The organism is Terrabacter sp. Soil811, assembly GCF_001429655.1.
Taxonomy (GTDB): domain Bacteria; phylum Actinomycetota; class Actinomycetes; order Actinomycetales; family Dermatophilaceae; genus Terrabacter.
Map to the genome: position 1 here is coordinate 226,555 of NZ_LMSX01000007.1, position 15,078 is coordinate 241,632.

Annotated in this window: 14 protein-coding genes; 6 read left to right on the forward strand and 8 right to left on the reverse strand. The window is 66.2% G+C overall.

Annotated elements, in window-relative coordinates:
• Positions 1-265 precede the first annotated feature (265 nt).
• A complete protein-coding gene (locus ASH01_RS07955) occupies positions 266-1,543 on the forward strand; it encodes a hypothetical protein (RefSeq protein WP_056773952.1) in 1,278 nt (425 codons plus the stop codon).
• A 60-nt stretch (positions 1,544-1,603) separates the two neighbouring features.
• Here ASH01_RS07955 and ASH01_RS07960 read toward each other — a convergent pair whose 3' ends face one another.
• The 4 genes from ASH01_RS07960 to ASH01_RS07975 all read right to left on the reverse strand — a co-directional run bounded on the left by ASH01_RS07960 (position 1,604) and on the right by ASH01_RS07975 (position 4,578).
• Positions 1,604-2,338: a methyltransferase domain-containing protein gene (locus ASH01_RS07960; RefSeq protein ID WP_056773955.1), complete on the reverse strand. Its 735-nt coding sequence runs from the start codon at positions 2,336-2,338 to the stop codon at positions 1,604-1,606.
• 95 nt (positions 2,339-2,433) lie between these two features.
• Positions 2,434-3,363, reverse strand: coding sequence for a glycosyltransferase family 2 protein (locus ASH01_RS07965; RefSeq protein ID WP_235509571.1), 930 nt, complete (start codon positions 3,361-3,363; stop codon positions 2,434-2,436).
• Complete coding sequence (locus tag ASH01_RS07970; protein WP_200961779.1) at positions 3,360-3,848, reverse strand: GtrA family protein; 489 nt, start codon at positions 3,846-3,848, stop codon at positions 3,360-3,362. Before ASH01_RS07970 ends, ASH01_RS07965 begins: the two co-directional genes overlap by 4 nt.
• Before the next feature lie 268 nt (positions 3,849-4,116).
• Positions 4,117-4,578, reverse strand: a complete 462-nt coding sequence (locus ASH01_RS07975) for a hypothetical protein (protein ID WP_056773963.1) — start codon at positions 4,576-4,578, stop codon at positions 4,117-4,119.
• A gap of 1,552 nt (positions 4,579-6,130) precedes the next feature.
• Between ASH01_RS07975 and ASH01_RS07980 the strand changes: the two genes are divergently transcribed.
• Positions 6,131-7,387: a hypothetical protein gene (locus ASH01_RS07980; RefSeq protein ID WP_156415496.1), complete on the forward strand. Its 1,257-nt coding sequence runs from the start codon at positions 6,131-6,133 to the stop codon at positions 7,385-7,387.
• A gap of 50 nt (positions 7,388-7,437) precedes the next feature.
• Here ASH01_RS07980 and ASH01_RS07985 read toward each other — a convergent pair whose 3' ends face one another.
• The 4 genes from ASH01_RS07985 to ASH01_RS08000 all read right to left on the reverse strand — a co-directional run bounded on the left by ASH01_RS07985 (position 7,438) and on the right by ASH01_RS08000 (position 10,765).
• Positions 7,438-8,460 carry an NAD-dependent epimerase/dehydratase family protein gene (locus ASH01_RS07985; protein WP_056773969.1) on the reverse strand — a complete coding sequence of 341 codons (1,023 nt, stop codon included), beginning with the start codon at positions 8,458-8,460 and terminating at the stop codon, positions 7,438-7,440.
• Positions 8,457-9,212 (reverse strand): glycosyltransferase family 2 protein, encoded by a 756-nt coding sequence (locus tag ASH01_RS07990; RefSeq protein ID WP_056773973.1) that lies wholly within the window; start codon positions 9,210-9,212, stop codon positions 8,457-8,459. Before ASH01_RS07990 ends, ASH01_RS07985 begins: the two co-directional genes overlap by 4 nt.
• Complete coding sequence (locus ASH01_RS07995; protein ID WP_056773976.1) at positions 9,209-10,390, reverse strand: nucleotide sugar dehydrogenase; 1,182 nt, start codon at positions 10,388-10,390, stop codon at positions 9,209-9,211. The genes ASH01_RS07990 and ASH01_RS07995 overlap by 4 nt, the downstream gene beginning before the upstream one ends.
• Before the next feature lie 132 nt (positions 10,391-10,522).
• The gene (locus tag ASH01_RS08000) at positions 10,523-10,765 is read right to left on the reverse strand and encodes a hypothetical protein (RefSeq protein WP_056773980.1); all 243 of its coding nucleotides are present in this window, start codon (positions 10,763-10,765) and stop codon (positions 10,523-10,525) included.
• A 332-nt stretch (positions 10,766-11,097) separates the two neighbouring features.
• On the opposite strand from ASH01_RS08000, the gene nhaA reads away from it, so the two are divergent.
• The 4 genes from nhaA to ASH01_RS08020 all read left to right on the forward strand — a co-directional run bounded on the left by nhaA (position 11,098) and on the right by ASH01_RS08020 (position 14,885).
• A complete protein-coding gene (nhaA, locus tag ASH01_RS08005; RefSeq protein ID WP_056773982.1) occupies positions 11,098-12,471 on the forward strand; it encodes a Na+/H+ antiporter NhaA in 1,374 nt (457 codons plus the stop codon).
• A 99-nt stretch (positions 12,472-12,570) separates the two neighbouring features.
• Positions 12,571-13,122 (forward strand): phage holin family protein, encoded by a 552-nt coding sequence (locus tag ASH01_RS08010; RefSeq protein ID WP_056773985.1) that lies wholly within the window; start codon positions 12,571-12,573, stop codon positions 13,120-13,122.
• 22 nt (positions 13,123-13,144) lie between these two features.
• Positions 13,145-14,056: an alpha/beta fold hydrolase gene (locus ASH01_RS08015; protein ID WP_056773989.1), complete on the forward strand. Its 912-nt coding sequence runs from the start codon at positions 13,145-13,147 to the stop codon at positions 14,054-14,056.
• Between the two features lies 1 nt (position 14,057).
• Entirely contained in the window at positions 14,058-14,885 is an 828-nt protein-coding gene (locus tag ASH01_RS08020) for a serine hydrolase (protein WP_056773991.1), read from the forward strand.
• Positions 14,886-15,078: the final 193 nt, after the last annotated feature.

Consider the following 15,078-nt stretch of genomic DNA (forward strand, 5'->3'; position numbering starts at 1 on the left):
CGTGAGCGCTGGCCCACGACCACGGCGACCCTGGCCCCTCGCCAGTCGCCTCCCCGAGGGCGACCCTAGGGCTGAGGAGTCACCTGCCGGAGGGATTTCCGAAAGGTCCGGTTCGTCATGCACCCGCACGTGCCGTCGCTGGAGGTCCTACCGGGGGTCAAATCGGCAATCGACTGTCCTGTCCGTTTCGTCGCGATATCGTGACCGCGCGAGCGCCCGGACGATCGGCGGGGGCGCAGACGGCCAAGGAACGGGGACGCACGAGATGACTCGACTACCGGTCAGCGGCGGTGGGCCGCAGACCGAGCGAGAGCGTCTCGCCAAGGTCGCTCCGGTCGCGTCGGCAGACGCATTTGCCGGGCGGTGGTGGATCTGGCCGCTCGCCATATACGCGGTCAACCGCATCATCAACGGCATCATGATCGCGGTCGCGAGCTCCTCGTCCATCTCGCTCGAGGACTTCGTCGGGATGGGCGGTCGGCACTACGGGACCGACGCCGGCACAGCACCACCTGGCTACCTGACCAGCGCGACGCGCTGGGACGGTCAGTGGTACTGGGAAATCGCTGCCCACGGCTATCCGTCCGACCTGCCTACGGACGCAGCGGGCAATGTCCAACAGAACCCCTGGGCCTTCTTCCCGCTCTACCCGTCCGTCATCAGAGGCGTCATGTTCGTGACGCGCCTCGACTTTCCTGTCGCCTCGGTCGCCGTGTCGCTCATCGCGGGCGCCGTGGCGATGCTGCTGCTCTATCGCCTCGTCGTGCGGCACAGCGATCACCTCGGGGCCTGCCTCGCCGTCTTAGGTGTCAGCACATTCACCGTTTCACCGGTGTTCCAGATCGCCTACACAGAGGGCCTCGCGCTCGCACTCATCCTCGCGGTGCTCCTGAGCGTGAGTCGAGAGAAGTGGCTCCCTGCCGCGCTCCTGCTACCCCTGCTCAGCCTGACACGTGGCGTCGTGGGCGCGATGGCGGCCTTGTTTGCCGTTCTGATCGCGGTCACGTGGCTCAAGGACAGAAGGTTCACCACGAATCTTGTTCCTCTTTTTGTGTTGACCTTCTGGTCCGCATTGCTGACGTTCGTGTGGCCTGTGACTGCGGCCATCGTCACTGGCCGCCCGAATGCATACGTCGAAACCCAGCGCTCCTGGTTCTCAGAGGTGACCACAATTCCGGTCATCCGCTTCATCGCTCGCAACGCCCCATCGATGGGCTCTGAGCTTACGGCGTGGGTCGTTGCCCTTACCTGGACGGTGCTTCTCATCTGGGTCGTTACGCTACGACAGCCGAATCTGCTGCTGAGGACGTGGAGCGCTATCTACGTCGTCTACTTACTAGCGGTGACGGACTGGAACTGGAGCAACGTCAGGTACTTCATTCTGGCATTGCCGGTGCTTTGGCCGCTCACCCGGCCGGATTCAGGAACCGCACGGCAACGAGTGACCGTTGGGGCGATATTGGCCATCATCGGAATTGCGAGTCAGTGGTGGTACATCCGGTACTGCATTACGATAAGTCCGCAGCTGGTTCAGGTGCCATAGGGCCGACTGACGCCATTCTTGTGCACGAGCCGCAAGGATCAGGCTCGCTCCGACATGAAGCTAGCTGGCGATCGTGCCGCCGAAACGAGTGCGTAGTCGCAGGAGCGCGGTCCAGTAGGGCAATATGACGCGCTGGTAGCGCTGGGCGGGCAGCACCCTCAGCGCGACTCTCAGTGGGAGGCGGGCCACGCGATGGCCCAGTCTCATCAGGTGGGCGATCTGTGCGACTTCAGTCGGGTCAGGAAGATGCGCTCCTTCGCCGCCGCGGCGGACTCCGGCGAAGTAGAGGTCAAACGACGTCGGCAGGTACCAGAAGCGGTAGGCGCTGAACAACTCCTCCAACGGGAGCCCGCCGAAGTCCTGCTCACTCAGATTCTGGTAGTAGTCGATGCCCTCTGCCTGGGTACCCGGGCTTTCTACCGCCCGCGACCGGATGGTTCCATGCTCGGGGCGACCCGTAGATGCGCACGTGAACGCCACTAATCCTCCGGGGCGCGTGAGCCTCGCCATGTTGGAGAAGGTGTCCTTCCAATGCGGGTCGTGCTCGAAGCACTCACCGGAAAGAGCTGCGTCAAAGTGGCTATCGGGGAGGTTGATGTCGTGACCGAACGAGACGATGTCGACCCCTGGCCCCGCCACAAGATCGACGCCCACGTAATCGCGTGCGGGAAAGAGTGAGCGAATGCTTCCGTTCACATCGTAAGAGCCGATCTCGATCAGCCGTCCGTCCGCCAGTAGGCCGCGGTTGGCCCGCGCCACGGCTGCGAAGAAGGCCAGTTGCTCTGGGTGGCTCATGACGACGAATCCTAGGGCGAAGCCGGCCAACTGCCGGGAAGCTGATCGGGAATGCGCGGCGTGCCTTACGTGGCACGAGGCGTGGTCTTTCTCTTTCAGTCCGTCAAGGCCACGACGGGCATCCCAGGGACGACCGGTTTCGACGAGACGCTGGTGGCCAGCTCGAGACCCACCGACGAACTACGCAGCCGTCGCTGGAGTGAGAGATAAGCAACTCGCCGCGCGTAGGTCAGCGCACGTGCACGCGCACCGGCACGGATGCGATGACTTCGACTCAGCAGACCCGGATAGGTCTCAGCCAGGACTTGGTGGAAGGACACGATCTGGCGGTACTGCTGGTCTGCGAGGGCGACGCTCCACTGGCTGTCGCTGAGACGGAAACTGGCAAGGGAGTCCGCCAGTCCGACAAAATCACCATGCATCAAGACCTTGGAGTATGTGTATTGGTCGATGACATACGGGAACGACGCGTCCCAGCTTCCAACCTCCATCAGCACGCGCCGTCGCAGCATCACGCAGGCAGGCTCCCCGAAGGGATTGGTACCCGCAAGGACGCCACGGCGAGCCGCTTCGGAGCCAGAGACCGTCCCCACAAGGCCCGATAGTCCCCATGAACGAAGCACAACATCACCGCAGGCAGTGACCACGTCACGGCGCGAGGCGACCATCACGGCCGCAGGGTTGTCACGCAGAGCCGCGACCTGCCGCTCAATGCTGTCAGGCGCCAACAGATCGTCGCCGCACACGAGTTTGAGGAATTCGCCAGTCGCGGCTGACGTCGCGTTACGCCAGTTGTCCTCGGCCCTCCCTGAGGCCTTGATGCGCATCAGTCGGACGCGAGGGTCGACCGCGAACGGCTGCAGCGCCTCCCAGGTGCCGTCCGTGCTCGAGTGATCACTGACGATGAGCTCAAAATCCTCGAAGGTCTGCGACAAGATTGAGCGCATCGTCTCGCGGACGAACGCGGCGTTGTTGTACGTCGGGACGACGACGGAGACCAGGGGCCATGGCAGCTCCGCACTCACGCTGCGACCTCGTTGCGGTGGAAGCTGAAGCGGCTGTGCCCCAACCAGCTGACGAAGGCGTTGAGCGCCGTGATGGCGCCCTGGGCGACGAGAACCGGCAGCCCCGCGACCTCGACGGCGAGGGGCAGCAGCACGGCATTGATGCCGAGGGCCACGAGGTAGACCGACTCGAAGCGCCAGAGGTCGCGCAGCACCGAGCCCGCCACCTGGAAGACGAGACGTCGGTGTGTCATGAACGCGAAGAGGACCGTTGTGATGTGCGCAAGGATGAGCGTCCACATGTAGCCGAAACGCACACCGACGAGGTACTGGTAGGCCACGAAGCACCCGAAGCCAAAGGCGGTGTTGAGCGCGCCGGTGAGGACGAACTTCACGCGCTTGTCGGCGAGAGCCCGGCGGCCAAGAGCCGCCAGCCGGTCGACCGGCCTCATGGCAGCAGGTCGCGCGACGAGAACCTCCACCCCGCTGTCCGCCTGTGCCGTCATGTGCCCTCCCCAGAGCCGGAGACGCTCCCCTAGTCGGCGTCCACCGCCGCCCAGCATGCCTTGGCCGTGTCCGCTACGTCCGCGAAATCAGAAACTTCGCCGGACCGGTCGACTCAACGGATCGGCGCCAAAATGGTGGACATCGTGAACCGCTAGGAGGACTCCCAGAGGAGGTCGGCGGAGTCGACCCGGATGGCCACGACGGTTCGCTCGAGTTGCTGGTGCGAATGATCTCCATACAGGGACGCGAACTCGCGCGCCGAGGCGGTCACCTGGGAGAGGGGAACGCCGGCTTGGGCGCCATGCCGAGCGGCAGGCGCCAAGAGCGCTCGACACCATCCGCAGTCCAGACAGTCAGTCGCAATGACTCGTACTTGTAGAGGGCGAAGGCCGCCAGCCCAAATCGCGATGGTTCGATGTCGAACGTAACGAACCGCAGACCGTCGCTCGCGGGCAAAGCGACCTTCTCACCGTGTACCGAGGCGGGCTGCAATGGGTCACCACCGGCTGTTGGGGCCGCCGGTGAAAGACGAACCTTGTCACCGACAGTAGTCACCGGCTCAAGGCGATGGATCATCTCGACCCAGGACGGACCGTCTTCGACATTCGGGTAGCTGTCATCGATCGGCTGCGGCGCAAAGAGCACCCACTCGGGAGCCGCTGACCCCGAGAGGTACTCACGGTTGCGCCCTGCCAACCCCTCCGAGTACGCCGAGTAGCTCTGGAACACCGGCCGGGCGACCAGCCCAAAGAGCGAGCCAGAACAGCGGCCTGCTTGTGGGAGTACGTGTCGACTTTGTCGTCGAGCGTGGGCAAGTGGAGCCCACAACCACCGATGCGACAGCCTCCCTGTACTGATCCGACAGTGACGGAAGCGATGCAGTCACCCGTCTGGCGGCTAGGCCAAACTGACGCGATCCCGCTCACCTGATGAACCGGCAGGATGATCGCGAGCGCACCCGGACCGAATCCGATCGACGCCACTAACAGCACCGCTAGAAGTTCCGCCAGGGCCCCCGTGCGCCGAAGCTGGCTGGAGACGCCTATCGAAACCGCACCGAGGCCCACGAGGGCGGAGAACGCAATGAGCACGTGCTGATCTGCTCGCACAAACCCTTGCTTCATGGCTGTGGCGACGGTGACCGCTCCGACGATTGCGAGCAGCAGGGAAGCGCCTGGCCTGATGCCTCGGATCTGCGTCACAGCAGCGCACATCACCAGCCCAGCGATCCCCAGCAGTAGGTATGCCGGCAGGCCGCCCCGAGGGTCTCCAAGACTCATCGCGTCGGTGTACCCGCTTGCAAGCTCCACTACTCCATCAAGGAACGAAGCCAAGGAGCCCAATGGTTGTCCCAAGAGCAGCCATAGGGCTGCGAGGGAGAGTGGTGGCGGGGCCATACACAACAACCAAAGCAATCCTCGTCTGAGACAGAGGAGAACGCTTGTCACGTAGGCGGCCACCGCAACAGCCGTGATCGAAAGGACGCTGAGCATGCTGGACTTGCGCGCGAGCGAGGAGGCAAGCCCCATCACGTCGAGCAATGGCACCACGAGGATCAAACCGACTCGTCAGAAAGGCCTGCGAGGAGGGCGGTGACGAGAACCGCGTGCAACCAGCGACTGTCACCGTGGGTCAGGCGCAGGGACGCCCACGCGACGACAGCAAGAACCGAGCAGAGCAAGACTGACCATGCATAGGGTGGCCGTGTGGAACATCGTGGTCACGACGCTCGACGCGGGACCACCCGAGAAGACGATGTCGCGCCCGAAAGACAGACCATTCGCAGCGGCTGCGTTCAACGACCATTGCCACGACGGGTCGAGCGCCGGTCCGGTAGTGCTGGTTGAAGTGGGACCAGAAGCGAAAGCATGTTTCCCCCTCTGCCCCTGAGTCGCGGGCTTCGACCAGTTGTGCCGTCGGGCCTCTGCTCCAAAACCGCCCCTTCCCCGTGGCGTCACACACAAGCGGCAGTTCGGCGCATATTCCACCATTCACGACCAGTCCGTCTTGTAGGTTCGCGCACGTTGGTACTGCCCAGTTCGGAGAGGAATCAGTGAGTATTTCCGCGACGAAGAGCAAGCCAAGAGATCCACGGCTTCCGCTCGGGCTGCTGCTCGCGATCGGAACCGCTGTGCGCATCCCCCAACTCGGCCACTCACTCTTCGAGGCGCATTCCTTTCGACAGACCCAGACCGCTTTCGTCATCCGGGAGTACATGCGACACGGCACCGACCTACTGACGACCCCATTACCTGTCTTTGGCGCTAGCGCGAATGTGCCCATGGAGATGCCGCTCTTCCAAGGCCTGGCAGCCCAGATCGCCAGGGTCGGTATCAGTGCGGAGATGGCGGGACGAATACTTGGGCTCATCGGTTTCCAGGTCGCCGCTGTGCTGTTGTGGGTGCTCGTCAGACGTTGGTTCGCAACCACGGCGGCGACCTTGGCGGTGGCGTTGATGCAGTTCTTGCCTTTCGGGCTTGCTTGGGGGGCAAGCTCGCTCATCGACTTCAGCTCTGTGGCCCTGGGTCTGGGGATGGTCGTTTCCCTGGATGGCTACGTGCGAAGGGGCGGGGCAGTTGGGCTCGCGCTCGGAGCCGGCTCGGCGTGGATCTGCGCGCTCGTCAAGGTCACGACGGCCTTCCCGTGGTGCGTGCTCCTACTCTTCGCGTTCGCAGCCGTCCGCGGAACGAGGAGGCCACTCGGTCGAATCGTGACTGCACTGGCCCTCGGTCCCGGCGTGGCAGTTCTCGTTGCTGGTCTGTGGACCCGTTTTGCAGACAACGTTAAGGGAGGGCAACCGGCAACCCGCTTCCTGACCAGCGACGAGTTAGCAGTGTGGAACTTCGGCGATGTCTCCATGCGGACATCTGGGTCCTCCTATTCGAGCCTCGGGCTCCACGCGTTCTTGGAGGTCGGGGGCCCGCTGGGCGTCGGTGTGCTTGTCGCGGTCTTCGGGGCCTTGGCCGATCGTGGCTCTGGCTGGCACCGGTGGGGGCTGGTCACAGCAACGGCGAGCGGACCGATCGTGTTCTTCAACCTCTATGCCGTGCACTCCTACTACTGGATTGCCGTCTTTCCGATGGTCTGCGCTCTCATGGCGCTTGGCATCGTCACGGCTGCCGAGAGGCTTCCCACACCGGCAACAGGCAAGGCCAGGCTCACCGCTCTGCTCGCCGGATTGATGGTCGTCTCAGCTATCGCGATCCCGCTGGGCTCGTCAGAGGCGCTCCAGTTCGCACGCTCACCCTCGACACCGGATCTCTCAGCTCGGCTGGCCGCAATGACACACCCCGACGAGCAGGTGCTCGTGATCGGATGCGACTGGGACCCCACGCTCCTGTACGGCGCCGATCGGCACGGCTTCATGATTCGCGATGGCTTGGCCTCATCCCGGCCCTCGGCTGCTTCGATCACGAACTACCGCTATCTGCTGAGCTGCGACGATGCCCTCAAGCCAGAGGACTATCTCCCAGCCGGATGGCGGGCCTCACGGACGGCTGACCCCGCGATGTACTCCATCGAACCAGTGACTCCGTGAGCGCTGGGCCGTCGTCGTGAACTAGCCACACCGACCGGCGCGACCACCTGTTAGAGGATCCCCGACGCGATGGCCGAACGGATCCACGGGATGGTTTCGTCGAGCATGTCACTGAGAGTCGTCGTCGCCTCGAACCCCAGCACCTGCTTCGCCTTGTCGACGCAAGGGACGCGCTTCTGCACGTCGTGCTCGAACGCCGGGTCGTTGACGAGCGACATCGGTCGCTCACCGTTCACCTTGGTCCAGATCTCGTGGGCCAGCTCGGTGACGGTCGTGCCCACGGCGGTGGAGAGGTTGAAGTCCTCGTTGGTCGCCTTGGGGTGCCCGACCGCTGTCACGATGCCCCGCGCGAGATCGCCGCCGTAGGTGTAGTGCCGCACCTGGGCCCCGTCTCCCAGGATGTGCAGCGGGTCCTGGCCCTTGACGACCTTCTGGACGAGGTCAGGGACGACGTGGCTCATGGCCAGCGGGACGTTCCCCGACCACACCTCGAGGTCACCGAGCGCTCGGCGCTCGCCGATGCCGACGCAGTTGAACGGGCGCAGGATCGTGAAGGGCAGCTCGTACTGGTCCCACGCGGCCTGCGCGAAGTACTCGACGGCCAGCTTCTGGAAGCCGTAGCTCGATCGCGGCGGCGGAACGAGCCGCTGGTCGCCCTCGGCCGAGGGCCAACGGTCCGTCGACTCGAAGACCATCGACGACGACAGGTAGGTGACTTTCTGCAGCGGCGCGCCCTCACGTCGGACGGCGATGGCCGCGTCGCACGTCGACGCGATGATCCGTTCGTTCTGGGCGAGGAGGTCGTAGGCGTACTTGTGGAAGTAGGTGATGCCGCCGATGAGGGCCGCTCCCGCGATGACGTGGTCCACGTCGCCCATGAGTCGACGCATCAGGTCCGTGTCCTGCACGTCTCCTTCGACGAAGGAGTAGCGCTCGTGGTTGTCGTAGGAGTGTCGGACCGGACCGTACTTCGAGTAGTTGTCGATACCCACGACGTCCCAGCCCTGCTTGAGCAGCTCCTGCACGACGTAGCCGCCGATGAACCCGGCGGACCCCGTGACCAAAACCTTCATCGTGAACCTCTCACCTTGGAGCTGACACGAGCGCGCACGCTCTCCTGCGGGACAGCCGGACCGAAGGCAAAGGCATACCAGTAGAGGTACTTCGGCAGCCAAGCCCTGATCTTGAAGTTCGACGCCCCGACTTCCCGGTCGAGCCAGATCGTCGGGATCTCCGCCACCGGCCGTCGTGCCCGACGAGCCTTGGACACCAGCTCGATCGCGATCTCGAAGCCTGATCGTGAGTCGATCCCGACCTCCCGGACGAAGGCCGTGTCGTATGCCTTGAAGGCGTTCGTCACGTCGCGCGTGCCGACGCGTGCCAGCAGGTTGAGACTCCGCCCTGCGGTCTCCGACATGAGCCGCTTGCCGACAGGTCCGCCCCTCTGTGCTCCACCCGGCATGTAGCGCGATGCGGACGCGACGACGAAGCCCCGCTCCACGAGGCGCACCAGGTCGTCGATGACGCGGACGTCGTCAGAGCCGTCAGCCATGGTCACGACCACGCATGGCGCCTGCGCCTGGTCGACGCCGTAGCGGATGGCGTTGGCGGGTCCACGGCCGTAGTCCTGCACGACGACCCGGGCATGCGGCATACGGCTGACTTCTTCGCGGGCCGCCGCGATGGTCGTGTCGGACTCGGAGTCGACCACGACGAGGATCTCGTGGGACAGCGAGACTGTGTCGTCGATACGTCGGAGGGCCGTGACGATGGACTCGTGTTCGTTGTAGGCAGGCAGGACGATCGTGGCTCGAGGAGCCGTCATACGAGGGTTCCGTTCCCCTGCAGGTCCCAGACATCGACGACAGGCTTGTCGGTGAAGAGCGCCTTGTACTCCGGGTGGGGAGCGCCGATTACGAGGATGTCGGCCTGGTCGAGGACGACGTCGAGCGGGCTGAGCGCCAGATCGCTCGTGACGTACGGGTCGCTCGTGAGCACTCGCTTGGCCCTGAAGCGCAGGGTGCGCTTGAGCTTGTAGGACAGGCTCGAACGTGAGTCGTCGGACCCTGCCTTGAAAGCCATTCCGAGGATGCCGACGGTCATGTTCTCGAGGTCGAACCGCGCGGCAAGTCGGTCCACCACGTAGAGGGGCATGCCCTCGTTCACGAGCATGGCCGAATGGCCGAGCGCAAAGGTGTTCTTGGCAAAGGCGGACAGCTGCATGGCGTCCTTGAAGAGACACGGACCAGCGGCAAATCCCGGGCCGGGGAGATCAGCAGCGCGGGGATAGTCGAACGTGATGGCCTCGCGAATCCGTGCGAAGTCGAGACCGGCGTCGTTGGCCATCTCCCAGAACTGGTTGGCTGCCGCGAACTTGATATAGCGCCAGGTGTTGGTGAAGAGCTTGGCGAGCTCGGCCTCCTCCGGCGTCACGATCATGCACTGGACGTCGAGGTGGTCGAAGACGGCAGTGGCTCGCTCAGCGCCCTCGAGCGACATGGCGCCCACGATCTGCGGCAGGGTGCGCAGCTCGCGGAGCGCATGCCCCTCGAGGATGCGCTCGGGGCAGAAGACGACCGGCGCCTTCACGCCGCGTTCCTCGAGCATGCGACCGACCGACCTCGTCACCCCCGGATAGATCGTGCTGCGCAGCATGACGAGCTGATCGTCGTTCAGGTAGGGCAGGCACTCCTCGATGGCACCGACGACCGCGTTGGGGTCGGGGTTGAGGTGGTCGTCGACCGGCGTGCCGATCACGACGACGACGACGTCCACGTCGGCGATGGCGCGAGCATTCGTCGTCGCAGAGAACCGGCCGGCGGCGCGAACCGCGAGGAGGGTGTCGTCAGCGCCCTCCTCCTGGAAGGGCATGACTCCCGAGTTGACCCGGGCGACCGCCTCGGCGTCAGTGTCCAGCGCCACGACGTCACAGTCCGCGGCCGCGAGCACCAGCCCCAAGGGCAGACCCACATGGCCGCAACCCCCAACGATGCAGATACGCATTCGTCCCCCTGAATCTCCCTGTAGAGGGATATTCAGCCCCTCAGCGGTGGAGTATTTCCCAGAGGTACTGCGGCGCGCAGGAGAATGCGGAGAATCGTGACGGCACAGAGGCGCGAACCGTCACGCGGACGCTCAGTGCGCTGCCTTGCGCCGCCGGAAGAGCGTGGTCACCCGAGAGCCACGGTGGGCGGCGGCCATCGACCGCGCAGCCTCGTCCTCACGCAACTGCTGGAGCAGCGTCTTGGGCTTCGGCGGCGGCCAGTCCTGGGCGCGCGGGTCCTTGGTGTCCATGTAGTACTCGGTCCACCCGTAGTCGTCGCGGTAGCGCAACGTGCCATCGCCGACGTAGTACCAACCCGCTGGCTTGTCGTTCATCGTCAAACCCCCATAACACTCACCCATGTGGGAGCCCCCCTCCCGAGCCATAATCTACGGCTGCCAACCGGCCGAATCCACCGATGTCTAATTAGTCCGATTTGACCGTGGCGCAGCGCGTTCCGTCCTGCGGCGCCGGCCGCCCGGCCACCTTCGGACCTCTGCATGCCACGCCGCCACCTCCGGCTCCCGGACGCCTCCCGTAAGGCCTCCCGGGCCGGCGGTCGCCGCCTCGCTAGAATCGAGGCGGCTCACGGCGACGACGCGAGTGGCCATGGTGTGCCGGGAAGTCTGGTCGGCGTCCCATGACCCATCCCCCGAAGGGACCCCAGGTGAGCGACCACGACCCCACCACGACCCCGCCGACACCCCCTCGAGACAGCGCCGGCAACCGGCTGCTCGGCCGAGGCAGCTGGCGTGAGGCCCGCTACGTCGCCGACCTCCTGCGCGCCGAGACGGTCGGCGGGGCGATCCTCCTCGCCGCAGCCGTGGCCGCCCTCATCTGGGCGAACTCGCCGTGGCGCGACGGTTACGCCGCTTTGCGTGACACCGTCATCGGCCCGCACGCCCTCCACCTCGACCTGTCGCTGGGGACCTGGGCGGCCGACGGGCTGCTCGCCGTCTTCTTCCTCGTCGCCGGCATCGAGCTCAAGCGCGAGTTCGTCGCGGGCGATCTGTCGGACCGACGTAAGGCGGCACTGCCCATCGCAGCCGCGGTCTGCGGCGTCGCGCTGCCCGCGATCCTGTTCGTCGTCACGGCCACGCTGATGAGCCGGGGCGACAGCGCGAGCGAGCTCAGCGGCATACTCCGTGGCTGGGCCGTCCCGACGGCCACCGACATCGCCTTCGCGCTGGCGGTGCTCGCCGTCATCGGCACGCACCTGCCGAGCGCGCTGCGCTCGTTCCTGCTGACCCTCGCCGTCGTCGACGACCTCATCGCGATCACGATCATCGCCGTCTTCTACACCGACACGGTCAGCTTCCTCTGGCTGCTCGCCGCGATCATCCCCCTGGCCGCGTGGCGCCTGCTCCTCAAGCGCAAGATCACCAACCCGCTCATCCTCGCGATCCCGGCCCTGCTCGCCTGGGTCTTCGTCCACTCCAGCGGCGTCCACGCCACCGTGGCCGGCGTCCTGCTCGGGCTCCTCGTCCCGGTCAACCGCGAGGTGGAGGACGACCCCGACCGCCACTCGCTCGCGGAGCGCATCGAGCACAAGATCCGTCCGTTCTCCGCGGGCTTCGCGGTGCCCGTCTTCGCGTTCTTCGCTGCCGGGGTCACGGTCGTCGGCGGCGGGTTCGGCTCCGCACTCGGTGACGCAGCCGCAGTCGGCGTTGTCGTCGGGCTCGTCGTCGGCAAGACGGTCGGCGTCCTCGGCGGCACCTGGGCGGTCGCCCGCTTCACCCGAGCCGAGCTCGACGAAGACCTGGCCTGGACCGACGTCCTCGGGCTGTCAGTGCTCTCGGGCGTCGGGTTCACGGTCAGCCTGCTCGTCGGGGAGCTCGCATTCGGCAACGGCTCGGAGCGCGACGACCACGTCAAGCTCGCCGTCCTCTGCGGCAGCGTCATCGCCGCGCTGCTCTCGAGCGTCGTGCTCCGGGTGCGCAACCGGCACTACGGGCTCGTGGAGGCCCGGGAGACCGCGGACCGTGACCACGACGGCGTGCCGGACGTCTACGAGACCGAGGGACGACTCGATCGGGCGTGATGGTGCCTGCCGTGCACGTTCGGGTAGGGACTGCGCAGTAGGGTTGCATCTGGTAGGCGCGACCGCGCAGTCACCGACGATCACCGAGGAAGTGAGCCGATGAGCACGGATCCCCGGCAGGAGCGGACACTCGGCCAGCTGGTCGCGTCCGCGACACAGGACATCTCGACGCTGGTCCGTAGCGAGATCGCCCTGGCCAAGGCTGAGGTCTCGGTGCAGGTCAAGAAGGCCGGAGTTGGCGGCGGCCTGCTCGCCGGAGCGGCCGTCATCGTCTTCTACTCGGTCTACTTCCTCTTCACGACGCTCGCCGAAGGCATCCAGGCCCTGGGACTGCCGCGCTGGGCGAGCTTCCTCATCGTCACCGTCTTCATGCTTCTCGTCGCGGCCGTCCTCGGCCTGCTCGGCGTGAGGAAGATGAAGACGGTCGAGCCCACCCCGGCGAAGACCATCGCCGAGGCTCAGGAGACGGTCGAGGCGATCAAGTCGGCGGTAGAGCACCCGGGCACGACGGTGCCGGCCCCGCGCCCCGAGTGGGACCGCCCCGGCCTCCCGGCCACCGTGCCGGCCGACACCACTGCTCCCATCACTCCCGCCGCGCCGCCGAGCAACGGGAGCGCGCCGACCACGCCTGACCCGTCTCGCGACGCCTGACCCGGGACCACCAGCCACACCCATGTCCGTCGACGCTGCCTTCGTCAACATCGACGGTCCGTGGGAACACCGCTACGTCTCCGCTAACGGCGCCCGCTTCCACGTCGCCGAGCTGGGCGACGGCCCGCTGGTGCTGATGCTGCACGGCTTCCCGCAGTTCTGGTACGTGTGGCGCGAACAGATGGTCGCCCTGGCCGACGCCGGCTACCGCGTCGCCGCCATGGATCTCCGTGGCTACGGCGGCTCCGACAAGCCCCCGCGGGGCTATGACACCTACATGGCGACCCTCGACGCCGCCAGCGTCATCCGCGCCCTCGGGGAGAAGGACGCCGTCGTCATGGGTCAGGGCCTCGGCGGCTGGATCGCGTGGTGCATGCCGATCCTTCGACCCGACGTCACCCGCGCCATCGCATCGCTGTCGATGCCACACCCGCGGATCCTGCGGCACGCGATGTGGTCCAACGCCAAGCAACGTCGCGCCTCGTCATGGATCGCCGGCCTGCAAAAGCCGTTCGTGCCGGAGCGCGAGATGGCGAAGTCGCACGACTACGTCGAGGAGCTCCTCCGCTCGTGGTCCTCACCCTTCGGCAGCTTCCCGACGCCCGAGGACGTCTCGCGCTACGGCGACGCCATGATGATCCCGTTCGTGGCCCACTCCGCCGCCGAGCACTACCGCTGGCTCGGCAGGTCGGCCGTGCGCCCCGACGGGCCGCTCTTCATGCGCCGCATCCGTCACGCGATCCGAGTGCCGGTGCTCCAGCTCCAGGGCAGCGACGACGGCTGCGTCATCGCCGCCGCCACCCACGGGTCGGGCGCCTTCGTGCCCGGCGACTACCGCCATGTCAAGGTCCCCGGCGCCGGCCACTTCCTCACCGAGGAAGCCCCCGACGAGGTGAACGCCGCCCTCCTCACGTGGCTCGGAACCCTTGGCTGACATGGAGCTCGAGCTTCCCGACGCCGGCGGCGTCACGTGGTCGGTGTGCGTCCGTGACGGCTTGGGTATGCCGTTGGCTGCCGCGGGTGCCGACGCGCCGTTGCGCACGGCGTCCGTCGGCAAGGTGCTGCTCCTCGTGGAGACGGCCCGACTCATCGCCGCCGGCGACCTCTCCCCCGACGAGCCGCTCACCCGCTCCGTCGACCTCTGGGTCGGCGACTCCGGCCTCTGGCACACGCTCTCGGTCGAGACGCTCCCCCTCATCGACGTCGCGGCCCTCGTCGGCGCCGTCTCCGACAACCTCGCGACCAATGTCCTGCTCCGGCGGGTCGGGCTCGCCGAGGTCGCGGCCCGCGCCACCTCCCTCGGCCTGCGTGCGACCGCACTGCACGACCGCGTCCGCGACGTGCGAAGCGCCGACCACCCCGCCACGTTGTCGACCGGAAGCGCCACCGAACTGAGCCAGCTCATGGCCCGGCTCGCCTCCGGCACAGCCGCCGGCCCAGACGCGGATCGCCTCGTGCGCCAGTGGCTCTCGGCCAACGTCGACCAGTCGATGGTCGGCTCGGCCCTCGTCGAGCAAGGTGGCCTAGATCCGATCGCCCACCACTCCTCGCTGGGCCTGCCGACGACGTTCTGGAACAAGACCGGGACGGACGCCGGGGTGAGGGCCGACGTCGGAGCTGTGACGTCGGCCGACCGGACGATCACCTGGGCCGCGGTCGCCAACTGGGACCCCTCCCCCGGCACGACGCTCGACCACCTCACGGTCTGGGCCGTCCTGCGCGGGATGCGCCACATCGGCGAGCAGGTCCTCACACAGCTCTGACGGTTCCCGGTGGGCCATCGGTGCGTGAACCGAAGCAACCGAGAGCAGACCGCGTCGATCTGAGGCAGTTGTCCCTCACTGAACGTCAACGACGGCGTCGTTGCGCGTGGGTTTCGGAGCGACTTCGGGGGACTTTGTCTCCCCACCGTATGACAAACCAGCCTAATTCGGACACAGCGAATTCTTATGGGCC